The sequence below is a fragment of the Oleiphilus sp. HI0132 genome (genome assembly GCF_001635845.1).
This window is the reverse complement of record NZ_LWGJ01000132.1, coordinates 1-821: the sequence shown is the minus strand read 5'-3', so window position 1 is coordinate 821 and position 821 is coordinate 1. Positions and strand designations below refer to the sequence as shown.

Below are 821 nucleotides of genomic sequence, written 5' to 3'. Positions count from 1 at the left end.
TCTGAGTGAGCGGGCAGAAAAACATGTACAGGAAATAGGGCAAAGTGAATTAAAGATGCCGCTATCGGGAAGCCGTGTTTATGCCTCGGTTACTGACCCAAATGGGGTGAAGTACGTGCTGGTGGGGATTGATGAAGAGTTGGCCAAGAAGAACAAGAAGCTCTTCATCAAATCGAGCTTTAGAGACGCTGAAGCTAAGTGGACTAAAGAAGAAGCAAAGAAAGCTTACGACGAACTAGAAAAAGTACTGAATAACGAACACTAACAACACTTAAGGATACAACGATCATGACAAACCTAATGACAACTAAAAACCTACTTGGCGCATCTATACTAGCAATTTTGACCGGTTGCGGATCAGGAAGCGATGGCGATTCAGGGCAACCAATAAACCCCGTAAACGAAGGAGGAGAAATTAACAAAAGCGACCTGCCTAAGGTCAACTTTCCAAAAATCGCTACAGGAGAAATTAATGACCAGAATGTTGAATCTGTAATTTCAGAGGTATATCAACTAAACGAGTACTGGTTAAACGAACTGAGATACAAGCTTGAGAACGTTGATCTAGAACTTGGCAATTCGGTAACAACGGCTAGCTATCCGAACGGTTCATCAGATTTAAGCGATCTTTGTGATAGAGGTGGATCGTACTTAGTAGAATTCTACAGCGTTACTTCTTTACAAGATGGAAATGGCAGCCGCGTTCACGGAGCTGGCGATTATATAGATATCGACTTTGCTCAGTGCGGAGCCGATTTTTTACATTCGGGATACTATATTTCGGGCTCGCATCGGTACGATATTTTAAGTGGTTATTTTGA

The 821-nt window shown here is 42.4% G+C and carries 1 protein-coding gene and 1 pseudogene; both read left to right on the top strand.

Annotated features, from left to right (window positions below; genetic code table 11):
* Positions 1-265 (top strand): annotated as a pseudogene (locus tag A3766_RS30110) (hypothetical protein); the annotation flags it as partial.
* A gap of 23 nt (positions 266-288) precedes the next feature.
* The coding region (locus A3766_RS01690) for a hypothetical protein (RefSeq protein WP_156508610.1) at positions 289-821 on the top strand (533 nt) is incomplete at its 3' end.